8 protein-coding genes are annotated in these 8,302 nt (G+C 43.8%); 4 read left to right on the top strand and 4 right to left on the bottom strand.

Translation table 11 applies throughout. The features are described from left to right. Positions 1-48 precede the first annotated feature (48 nt). Positions 49-681, top strand: a complete 633-nt coding sequence (locus tag P5674_RS01250) for an HAD-IB family phosphatase (RefSeq protein WP_006619915.1) — start codon at positions 49-51, stop codon at positions 679-681. 30 nt (positions 682-711) lie between these two features. After that, a complete protein-coding gene (locus tag P5674_RS01255; protein ID WP_006619916.1) occupies positions 712-1,722 on the top strand; it encodes a patatin-like phospholipase family protein in 1,011 nt (336 codons plus the stop codon). 26 nt (positions 1,723-1,748) lie between these two features. Here the strand turns inward: P5674_RS01255 and P5674_RS01260 are convergent, their stop codons facing one another. Beyond that, positions 1,749-2,633 (bottom strand): hypothetical protein, encoded by an 885-nt coding sequence (locus P5674_RS01260; protein WP_172973395.1) that lies wholly within the window; start codon positions 2,631-2,633, stop codon positions 1,749-1,751. A 461-nt stretch (positions 2,634-3,094) separates the two neighbouring features. Here P5674_RS01260 and P5674_RS01265 point away from each other — a divergent pair, with 461 nt between their 5' ends. After that, a complete protein-coding gene (locus P5674_RS01265) occupies positions 3,095-4,975 on the top strand; it encodes an alpha/beta hydrolase (RefSeq protein ID WP_006619918.1) in 1,881 nt (626 codons plus the stop codon). A gap of 392 nt (positions 4,976-5,367) precedes the next feature. Here P5674_RS01265 and P5674_RS01270 read toward each other — a convergent pair whose 3' ends face one another. Next, positions 5,368-5,865 (bottom strand): sterol desaturase family protein, encoded by a 498-nt coding sequence (locus P5674_RS01270; RefSeq protein WP_315669732.1) that lies wholly within the window; start codon positions 5,863-5,865, stop codon positions 5,368-5,370. A gap of 103 nt (positions 5,866-5,968) precedes the next feature. Here P5674_RS01270 and P5674_RS01275 point away from each other — a divergent pair, with 103 nt between their 5' ends. Next, entirely contained in the window at positions 5,969-6,631 is a 663-nt protein-coding gene (locus P5674_RS01275) for a class I SAM-dependent methyltransferase (RefSeq protein ID WP_006619920.1), read from the top strand. Here the strand turns inward: P5674_RS01275 and P5674_RS01280 are convergent. Next, positions 6,575-7,000: a hypothetical protein gene (locus P5674_RS01280; RefSeq protein WP_050856798.1), complete on the bottom strand. Its 426-nt coding sequence runs from the start codon at positions 6,998-7,000 to the stop codon at positions 6,575-6,577. The genes P5674_RS01275 and P5674_RS01280 overlap by 57 nt on opposite strands. Positions 7,001-7,088: 88 nt before the next feature. Beyond that, the gene (locus tag P5674_RS01285; protein ID WP_315669733.1) at positions 7,089-8,093 is read right to left on the bottom strand and encodes a calcium-binding protein; all 1,005 of its coding nucleotides are present in this window, start codon (positions 8,091-8,093) and stop codon (positions 7,089-7,091) included. Positions 8,094-8,302: the final 209 nt, after the last annotated feature.

Here is an 8,302-nt window from a genome sequence, read left to right on the forward strand (position 1 = left end):
CCTCCCCCACCTGCTACGCGAGGATGGGGGTTTCTCGGAGAATTTTTGATGAAACCAGTTGTTTTCTGTGACTTTGATGGGACAATTACAGCGGAAGAGACCTTTGTGGCGATGCTAAAGCAATTCGCGCCAGAGGCGGCGGAGGAGACTATCCCAAAACTATATACCCATGAGATCAGCTTACGTTCGGGGGTGCGAAGGATGCTAGAATCAATACCCTCGAAGGCTTATGAAGAGATTATGGAGTTTTCACGGACTAAAGAAATGCGTCCTGGACTGTTGGAATTAATGGACTTTCTCGATAGTGAGAAGGTGCCGTTTGTGGTGGTATCAGGGGGGATTCGGATTATGGTAGAAACAGTATTAGGAGAATTAGTTAATCGGGTGGCGGGGATTTATGCGGTGGATGTGGCGACGGACGGACCAAATTTGCGGGTACATTCAGAGTTTGAAGAGGGGACAGAATTAGTGGCAAAAGTGCGGGTAATGGAGTTATATGAGGGAGACCCGAAAATTGCGATCGGGGATTCGGTAACGGACTTAAATATGGCGATCGCAGCTCCGGTGGTATTTGCGCGCGATCGCTTATCTGGGTATTTAGATAAGCAGGAAAAGCCTTATATACCTTGGGGAGATTTCTTAGATATTCGCGATCGTCTCAGAGAAATCTGGAACGTTTAATCAATCCCATAATTAACAGGAGTGTGACAAATGGCAGAGTTTACCAGGGTTCTCTCTATTGATGGTGGTGGCTTACGAGGATTAATCCCCGCCGAAATTTTGGTAAGTGTCGAGCATAAAATTCAGGAAAAAACTGGCAATCCTCAAGCTAGACTGGTGGAGTATTTTGATTTATTTGCTGGGACAAGTGCTGGGGGAATTCTGACTTGTCTTTACTTATCTCCCGACCTCCAAGACCCCCAGAAACCCCGATGCTCTGCGGAAGAAGCTAGGAACTTTTTTTACCAAAATAGTCGTAATATCTTTTACCAACCTTGTAGCCACGCTCTCAAAAACTTTTGGGGACTGTTAAACGAAAAATACTCCCATGAAAAATTAGAGTTAACGATGCAAAACTTTTTTGGGGACTTAAAGTTAAGCGAGTTATTAAAACCCTCCTTAATTTGCTCCTATGAAATTTATCGGCGAAAAACCCACTTTTTTACTCAACATGATGCGGTAGTAACTCCTAGAAAAGACTATTATGTAAGAGATGTAATTCGCGCCACCTCAGCCGCTCCGACTTTTTTCAAGGTAGCCGCAATTAGGTCTTTAGGTGATGAAATGTATACCTGTGTTGATGGGGGAGTGTTCGCCAATAATCCAGCCTTGTGTGCTTATGCGGAAGCTCGTAGTAAACTCCCAGATAATCCCACGGCTAAAGATATGGTAATTTTGTCTTTGGGAACTGGGGACGTGAAAAAAGGATATCCTTATGAACAGGCTAGAAATTGGGGCCAGTTTCAATGGTTAATTCCCCTGTTCGATATTATTATGACGGGGGTGGCTGAAACCGTAGATTATCAAATGAAGCAAATTTATGATGCTACTAGGAGTCCTGAACAGTATCTGAGAATAAATACAACCCTGACGGATAAAAATATGTTACCCATAGATAAGTCATCTGACGAAAATCTGCACGCTATTCGCCGTGTCGGTCAGCAATTAGCCGAGGACTATAGCAAGGAATTGGATGCAATTGTTGATTTATTGCTAAGGTAATAATTGCGGGACGGCTAGTAGTGCCTTCATTTTAACCCTAAATGTTCCATAACTCCAGAGATAGCATTCATGCGTCTTGACTGATCATGTCTGACGCAGGACTTAGCATCTATGGAATATGGACAAATGGGAGGATGGGCTAAAGTTGTCTGCTCATAACTGCCATTGATTTTAAATGATTTGACTCTGGCTGAGAGGATAGCGTCCGTCCCCCTTTTTCTGCTGCGTAGTTCAGAGGCGTATAATTTGGGAAATTTGTCGCCGAAATAGGGACTCTGATTCCATAAATCTATGGCATTGATAAATCCTTCTAAGTGGGAGTTAGGATTAATGCCGAGTTCCCTAAATTTCTTTTCAATGACAAAGGACTGTGATCTGAGGTGTTGCAGACACCATTGGTTAGCCTCCTGTAGGGTTCCACCCCGTCCGTGGTTACTGCAAAAACCCTTATTTAAGATGCCAGTAGCGGGGTCGAAATGACCAGCAATTAGGGAAGTCCGTCTTCCATTGGTCTCGCAGTTTCCCTCGGCGGCACAAATTGATAAAGCGCCGGGACTATTGAGATTTGCAAATAGGCTATTCAGGGGAATATAAGCGCCAGAGGAATGACCAAGTAGCCAACGGTGACTAATTTGCTGAAACTTAGTTGCTTTGTGCTTTTCTTGAGTTTGATTAGACTGTGAATTAACCAAAGAAACCACGTTTTTTTCAATCTTAACCTTGGCTGAGTAGATAGCGAAAAATCCTAAAAAACCTACCATAAACCAAGTTAAACCTGTCAAGGTGGGGTAATAATTTATTCGATAATTAATCCTCCTATTGTGATGACGATTAAGCTGATGATGACGGTGGGTGTTGATGTATTTACCTGATGGAAGTTTATGCTTGAAAGCAGCACGATTTTTTGCCATAACTAAAAATCAAAAATTCCTAAATTTATGAAGCTGACAACTTGAGTATTTTCATAATCTATGGAGCCTTCAATATTGACAAGATGCACAATCAAATTTTAAATTGTTTTACATGGTTTTTATCCCCGTTTATAGTGAATTGAGTGGCTATGATGGTGGTTATCATCTAAGGGAAATAGGCTTAGGATAGGCTCTGAACACCACAACAGACTCAAAAAGCCTTCATAATATATCACCTGTTTTGAGTTATTGAAAGGCTAAGTTTCCTTGATCCCTGATGTTAAGTGTGGAAATTTTCCTATTATTTAAGGCTTCTAGCCGATCGCATTAGCTTTTGGGAACCGAGAAAATTTATGTCTTAGGGAAGAAACAGACCCGGGGGTTAGTGACGGCGGGATATTGGCAAAAATACTAAATTGCGGTTTGATAATATAACTCCCAATAACTCATAGATAATCAATATGGGAACTGAGCGCAGCTACAAAACCTTGCCCTTCTATTGGCATCGCGATACCTTGGAAAACGATCGCCGATGGTTAGAATCCATTGTTCGGAATACGGCTCCGTTTTCAGACGCTTGGACGAAAGCTCGCATTGTCCAGCTTGCTTACCCATATCCCCCCAAGACTAAACTCAAGACTGTGGAGGGACTGCCCGCCTATGGCGCTTACAGCTCGGAAGCAGAGATCGCCTCGGTGTTGCGATCGTCTTTTAATCTCCTGGAATACCCAGGCTTTGAGGCTCAGGTAAATGAGGATTATGTGATCCGCACTCTCAATAGTTGGCATAATCGAGAATTTACTCAGGCGATCAGTCGCAATTTTGAAGTTTATGTCGATCGCTACCACAGAAATATTTTTTTAGTGGTCAGTACCGCTCCGAGTTCCCTAAATATTGACCGCCAATTACCCCCAAGCGATCGCTTTCGTCCCCTGTTCAATATCGCTGAACTTGGTCCCATGATGCGCTTGGCGAATTTTAATCGCATTACCCTCCGTACCCACGGCTATGCCACCCCCCCAGAAAAGTTCTATCCGGCTTTTGTGAATGAGGCGGAGTCTATTTCCCTCAAAGGACCCATTAATCAGGTGGGGACTTTGGAAGAAAAAAGTGCCTATATCGGCTATCACTGGCCGGGAGAAAGACCGATTTTGAGTGCCGGTCTATGGACTGACCCTTTCCGCTATTGGGGGATTTCTTTAAAGTTTCTGGTAGGTGTGGCTCTGGTGGCTTTTGGGGGCGGCTCTGTGCTATATTTGCTCCTAGCCCTATTGATAGCCCCTCTGTTGCTAATATGGGGAATTCAGCCGGTTGTTGATTCTCTCTGGCAATGGATAACCTGGGATACTCTGGCTGGCTCAATCAGCCAATGGCTGTGGGTGGCTTTCAGCGTGTTTCTTCTGTGGCTATTCCTATTCCAGTTGCTGCGGATTGTCGTCTATCAGCGCGATCGCTATCGCACTATTCACTACGGTGCACCAGACCTAGCAGAGTTCTTCTGGCGACTTGATAAGGTGCTGGGAGATAATCCTTATGCTTCTATGCCTTTTTTACCGGGGGAACAACCCCCATTATCCCCCCTGCCTAGCCTGAAGGTGAACTTGATGGGTCACAGCATGGGCTGCCTCCTGGTGGTTAATGTTCTGCGAATTCTATCCGATCGCTTTGGGAAAGAGGATCGCTTAGTTCAACAAGGCAACGATATGGGGGAACACTTGCGCCTTGACCGCTTGATTTTATCTGCTCCAGATATCCCCTTGGAGTTTTTGCGGGAAGGACGCAATAACTATGTGCGATCGGCTATTCTCCGCTGTCGGGAAATTTATTTATTTTCTAGCGATCGTGATCTGGTTCTCCGTTACCTGTCTATTTTGGGTAATTGGTTTAGTGAACCCAGTGTGGCTATGTCTGGCTTGCGCCTGGGAAATGTTTACCTCAAAACAGTTAAAACACAGGAGGGACGAGAAGAATATAGACCATTTATTCGGGTTATGGTAACTTCTCAGGCGGCGGTTGAACCTACCTCGGCTTATGATTTGTTTGAAAAGTTTAACTATTTTGACTGTTCGGAAATGTCCAAGGTTAATGGGGTTAAATGGGGGTTAAATGCGGGGACGGCGTTACCGATAGATTTAGGAAATGCGATTTTATACTTGGCTCAAAAAATTGATGTTCACAGCGCCTACTACTGGGTTGATACTCCCAGTTTTGAGATTATGCAATTTCTGATTACCCGCGACGAACTCTCTCGCTCAGATACTTTGGCGGCTATTTACAAACTCATTGAAAATACTCCTATTCGTTTTCGTCCCAGTCAACCTTTTTCTAAGCCCAATTTATGACTGAGGTATCTGTTAGCCTATCGACAACAGGCTGATGCAGGCATTTAATAGGTTTTACTAATTTATCCAGCCAGATAGATTTGATTTTCCAAAGATTGTTAAGAATTAATACGATTTTATTGCAAATTGCTCGCAAAAACTTGACGAGATTATAGGGGTTGTGGTATGCTCAAAGAAATGGCTTCCAAGGGGTTACTCTGTCTATATGCAAAAATAAAGGCTACAACCCTGATTCTGTGGCGATTAAAAATATTCTCTGAGAAAAAGATTAAGCTGGCGATGCACGAGTTTTGGGAAGGAAAGCGGCTCCTTTTTTTATACCTATTGACAAAAACGACATTTTGTGCATAGGAAGGAATGAATCAAAGAATCCGAACCCAGGGATTATGGAACTAATTATTGATGGGCTGCTTAAATTGTAGCAAAAATTGAAACCACAATTGAGCAGGTTTATCGTAGAATGTGAAGATATCACCGTAGGCAATTCGGGAGTTGCGATGATGTTGCCAATGTATTTCTGGGGTGGTGATACAGAGAAGTTTACAGATGTAGATGATGGTGTTGGGTGTAGTCCATTTAGTGGGGGAAAGATGACGAAATTCGACATGAGACTGTGCGAGGACTAAACCCAGGATAGTACCGGTTGGAGAAAGCGACCAAAAGACAGGTAAAAAGACGAGATAGGGAAAGGCGGCGAAGAATCCAGTAATTAAAACGAGGGGATTTTTAGTAGCGATCGCATATCGGATAAAACTGCGATTATGGCTATGATGAACAGCGCAATGATATTTCCCGAAAATATGTTCAGGGACATGATAGAAAAAGGTTGAGATGAAATCCCCGGTCAATAGTAATACCACAGCTATTAGGATAATCTTGATGACGGTCATGGCTTTACCCTCGGCATTTGCGGCCAGTGTAACTAATAGAGATTAAATTTAATTAATAGTTAGGTTAAACTTGAGAATCATCTAGGATAGGAGAAATGTAGGGATGTTGTTACCAGGGAAGCAACGGAGTAAACTGGACGAAACTGAGGATAGATTATTTTATGAGTATCCGCGATTTGTGACCCATGTTGATGAGGGGTTTATTGATAGGTTAAGGGGGTTATATAGCGATCGCCTTTCCGTCAATAGCAGAGTGTTGGACTTGATGAGTAGTTGGGTGTCTCATCTCCCGGATGATCGGAAATTCTCCCATGTAGAGGGACACGGGATGAATGAGGAGGAGTTGGCGCGCAACCGTCAACTGAACCATTATTTTATTCAGGATTTGAATAAGGACCCAAAATTACCGTTAGGCGATCGCGAATTTGATGCGGTGTTAATCTGTGTATCAGTACAGTATTTACAGTATCCTGAAGCCGTATTTAGTGAAATTCATCGTGTCTTGAAGCCGGGGGGAGTGGTGATTGTGAGTTTCTCTAACCGGATGTTTTTTCAAAAAGCGATCGCCGCCTGGCGAGACGCAACAGAAGCCCAGCGAGTCAAACTGGTAGAAAGCTACTTTAACTCAGTCCGTAGTGGGGAATTACCCGGCTTCAGTGTCCCTGAAGTAATTATTCATCAGTCATCTATCCCCCCGGTCTTGCAAATGTTAGGACTCGGTGGCGGCGACCCGTTTTATGCAGTGATCGCACATCGTCAAATCTGAGGAATCATCTTCGACTTCTTCTGGCTGTAGTTGCTGGAAAACCTCTAGGGTCAGATATACAGGCTTTTCGGCGGTATTCTGACCCCAAAATTGTCGGATAGGCTGATCCTGGTCCGATTGAATCCAGAGGAGTTTCCCAGAAGTGCAGGTATAGGTGTGTTGACCATCACCACAGGGAATAGCGACATCTCCAGGCTTTAGTATCCTGACAGTCATCTGGGTAACAGGGGGATCGAGTTTAATGCTCTGTCTGGACATCTCTGATAGGATGTTGAGGGAATAGGTTTTAAGGGGTTCTGCGGCTTGGGCTGGTATCACCCAAGCGCAGAAAACCACCAGCAGAGTTATGAGTAGAATCTTCAATTTCATATTGACAAATATTCACCTTTGGTTTACTTTACCGAAATCGGTTCAGTGTGGCAAATATATGATTTTGAAGATAGATGGGTTGATCGAATTAGAAGAAGGTAAAATCTTCTATATCTATGGTAGTGGCTTCAACTCCATTTAAGAAAGCTAAAACCTCTCCGGTGTCGGCGATGATGATTTGAGATCCGGTGTCAATTTGAGCGATCGCTAATTGTCGAGGATCTAGATCTGCGGTAATCCAGATTTGGTCAATACCCACTTCAAAATCAGCGATCGTATCTTGTCCGTAAGCGATCGCAAAAGTATCACGACCCGCGCCCCCAATCAGAACATCATCACCTTTATCACCACTGAGAAAATCATTTCCATCCCCTCCAATTAACGTATCATTTCCCTGACCGCCATAGAGAGTATCAGATGCAAAACCACCTACTAGCAAATCATTTCCGAGATTTCCAAACAGTAGATTATTACCCGCAATACCCAACAGCGTATCATTGTCTTGACCGCCATAAATCGTATCATTACCTTGATTTCCTTGTAGGTAATCATCACCTTGATTTCCGAAGATTAAATCATCACCCTCGCCGCCGTCAATAGTATCATTTCCTTGACCGCCATAAATGATATCATTTCCCAGTCCTCCCAGGATTAAATCATCACCCTCGCCGCCGAAGATTAAATCATCACCCTCGCCGCCGTCAATAGTATCATTTCCGATGTCTCCCCAAATTACATCATTCCCTTCTCCTCCCAACAGTAAATCATCATCTTGACCGCCATATAAAGTATCATTTCCCGGTCCTCCTAAGATGAAGTCATTACCTTCACCTCCTAACAACAGATTATTCCCAAATCCTCCTTCTAAATTATCGTTTCCTCCCATACCAAAAATCGTGTCATTTCCACCTCGTCCATATATGGATTCGGCTATGGATGTACCAATTTTTAATTCATCCGCTTCGGTTCCTTCTAAGGTCTCCTGAGTCACATTAATTAAGCGGCTTGAATCAATATTCAAACTGGGAATAGTTACCAATGGGATATTAATACTCCCAATGATTTCTAATGGTTGTATTAGTATTGGTGTCACCACTGGAGTTAATTCGGACTCTGTTTCAGGGTTGCTTTCTGGGGTTCCCTGCTCTACACCAACACCCGCACCAATAGGAGTCCCTTCCGCTTGCGGTTGCGGTTGCGGTTGCGGTTGCGGTTGCGGTTGCGGTTGCGGTTGCGGTTGCGGTTCAGGTTCGACTTCCGGTTCAGGAGTCGGTTCAACTTCCGGTTCCGGTTCGACTTCCG

It is taken from the genome of Limnospira sp. PMC 289.06 (genome assembly GCF_032350395.1).
Lineage (GTDB): Bacteria > Cyanobacteriota > Cyanobacteriia > Cyanobacteriales > Microcoleaceae > Limnospira > Limnospira platensis.

Excerpts from the sequence above, each read along its gene's own strand:
- P5674_RS01250 (WP_006619915.1), top strand. The coding sequence starts at position 49 with ATGAAACCAGTTGTTTTCTGTGACTTTGATGGGACAATTACAGCGGAA.
- P5674_RS01255 (WP_006619916.1), top strand. The coding sequence starts at position 712 with ATGGCAGAGTTTACCAGGGTTCTCTCTATTGATGGTGGTGGCTTACGA.
- P5674_RS01260 (WP_172973395.1), bottom strand. The coding sequence starts at position 2,633 with ATGGCAAAAAATCGTGCTGCTTTCAAGCATAAACTTCCATCAGGTAAA.
- P5674_RS01265 (WP_006619918.1), top strand. The coding sequence starts at position 3,095 with ATGGGAACTGAGCGCAGCTACAAAACCTTGCCCTTCTATTGGCATCGC.
- P5674_RS01270 (WP_315669732.1), bottom strand. The coding sequence starts at position 5,865 with ATGACCGTCATCAAGATTATCCTAATAGCTGTGGTATTACTATTGACC.
- P5674_RS01275 (WP_006619920.1), top strand. The coding sequence starts at position 5,969 with ATGTTGTTACCAGGGAAGCAACGGAGTAAACTGGACGAAACTGAGGAT.
- P5674_RS01280 (WP_050856798.1), bottom strand. The coding sequence starts at position 7,000 with ATGAAATTGAAGATTCTACTCATAACTCTGCTGGTGGTTTTCTGCGCT.